The sequence below is a fragment of the Bacillus lumedeiriae genome, from assembly GCF_044891285.1.
In the GTDB taxonomy this organism is placed as follows: domain Bacteria; phylum Bacillota; class Bacilli; order Bacillales; family Domibacillaceae; genus Pseudobacillus; species Pseudobacillus lumedeiriae.
The window spans coordinates 1-353 of record NZ_JAUIYO010000061.1 but is presented as its reverse complement, the minus strand read 5'-3'; the positions used below and the strand labels follow the sequence as shown (position 1 = coordinate 353).

General features: G+C 41.6%; 1 protein-coding gene. It reads left to right on the top strand.

Annotation, left to right across the window (positions count from 1 at the left end):
* Window positions 1-353: hypothetical protein (locus QYG89_RS17205; protein WP_404319426.1), on the top strand; the 353-nt coding region annotated here is incomplete at both ends.

The window sequence follows — 353 nt, the reverse complement described above, 5'->3', positions numbered from 1 at the left end:
AAACACCGGATGCAGTAACTGAAGAAAAAGCTGTTGAAGTAAAAGAAAATAAATCAGCGGCAAACAAAGCTGCTTCTCAAGCAAGTGTTCATGCGAGCAAGACAGCTAAAGCAAAAGCTTCAGCACACTCAGCAGTAGTAACTAAACCAGAAGCATCCGTAGAGAAAACACCGGATACAGTAACTGAAGAAAAAGCTGCTGAAGTAAAAGAAAATAAATCAGCGGTAAACAAAGCTGCTTCTCAAGCAAGTGTTCATGCGAGCAAGACAGCTAAAGCAAAAGCTTCAGCACATTCAGCAGTAGTAACTAAATCAGGAACACCTGCAGAGGAAACACCGGATGCAGTAACTGAA